This is a genomic window from Photobacterium sp. R1, from assembly GCF_054600795.1.
On the sequence record NZ_BAAHZP010000037.1, the window covers coordinates 1 to 1,326 of the forward strand.

4 tRNA genes and 2 rRNA genes are annotated in these 1,326 nt (G+C 50.1%); all 6 read left to right on the forward strand.

Annotation, left to right across the window (positions count from 1 at the left end):
- A 16S ribosomal RNA gene (locus ACYP03_RS23775) occupies nucleotides 1-66 on the forward strand; the annotation flags it as partial.
- Between the two features lie 97 nt (nucleotides 67-163).
- Nucleotides 164-239: transfer RNA gene (locus ACYP03_RS23780), tRNA-Glu, on the forward strand.
- A 1-nt stretch (nucleotide 240) separates the two neighbouring features.
- Nucleotides 241-316, forward strand: a tRNA-Lys gene (locus tag ACYP03_RS23785).
- A 29-nt stretch (nucleotides 317-345) separates the two neighbouring features.
- Nucleotides 346-421: transfer RNA gene (locus ACYP03_RS23790), tRNA-Val, on the forward strand.
- A 31-nt stretch (nucleotides 422-452) separates the two neighbouring features.
- Nucleotides 453-528: transfer RNA gene (locus ACYP03_RS23795), tRNA-Ala, on the forward strand.
- 266 nt (nucleotides 529-794) lie between these two features.
- Nucleotides 795-1,326 (forward strand): 23S ribosomal RNA (locus tag ACYP03_RS23800); the annotation flags it as partial.

The window sequence follows — 1,326 nt, forward strand, 5'->3', positions numbered from 1 at the left end:
TTCATGACTGGGGTGAAGTCGTAACAAGGTAGCCCTAGGGGAACCTGGGGCTGGATCACCTCCTTACCTAAAGACTGCGTTGTTTCGCAGTGTCCACACAGATTGCCTGGTCGAAATGTAGAGAGCCACTGGTGCTGCCCAACAGCATCAGTACGAATTAGAAGTCCCATTCGTCTAGAGGCCTAGGACACCGCCCTTTCACGGCGGTAACAGGGGTTCGACTCCCCTATGGGACGCCACGGGTCGTTAGCTCAGTTGGTAGAGCAGTTGACTTTTAATCAATTGGTCGCAGGTTCGAATCCTGCACGACCCACCATTCCTGCCACGGGAATGTAAAACATCCGTGGGCGATTAGCTCAGTTGGGAGAGCACCTCCCTTACAAGGAGGGGGTCACTGGTTCGAGCCCGGTATCGCCCACCATTCTTTCCTTCGGAAAGACACCCAGAACGACGGGGCTATAGCTCAGCTGGGAGAGCGCCTGCCTTGCACGCAGGAGGTCAGCAGTTCGATCCTGCTTAGCTCCACCACTCTTTAAGGGTTTTCCCCGAGAATCTTTAGAAAGTGGTTATCTGTTGATAATTCACAATGCTCTTTAACAATCTGGAAAGCTGACTAGTAAATTCAATCTTTGAGATTGAATCAACTGTTTCGAAAGAAACAGAGTTCTCAAGCAAAACACATTCAAGTGTCTTGTATTTTTTGTCTTCACTTTTCAAAAGTGAAAGCAAAGTGAGTCCGGCGAAACAAATCAAACCTTGGTTGTTTGAACATACGAAACCTCTTGGGGTTGTATGGTTAAGTGACTAAGCGTACACGGTGGATGCCTGGGCAGTCAGAGGCGATGAAGGACGTACTAACTTGCGATAAGCGGTGATGAGGCAGTAAGAGCCACTTGAGTCACCGATTTCCGAATGGGGAAACCCAGCTGCATAAGCAGTTATCATCAGGTGAATACATAGCCTGATGAGGCGAACCGGGGGAACTGAAACATCTAAGTACCCCGAGGAAGAGAAATCAACCGAGATTCCGGCAGTAGCGGCGAGCGAAACCGGATTAGCCCTTAAGCGTTTTTTGTGTCAGGTGAAGGCTCTGGAAAGTGCCGCGATACAGGGTGACAGCCCCGTAACCGACGATGCCTTAAACGTGAAAACGAGTAGGACGGGACACGTGTTATCTTGTCTGAAGATGGGGGGACCATCCTCCAAGGCTAAATACTCCTGACTGACCGATAGTGAACCAGTACCGTGAGGGAAAGGCGAAAAGAACCCCTGTGAGGGGAGTGAAAAAGAACCTGAAACCGTGTACGTACAAGCAGTAGGAGCCCT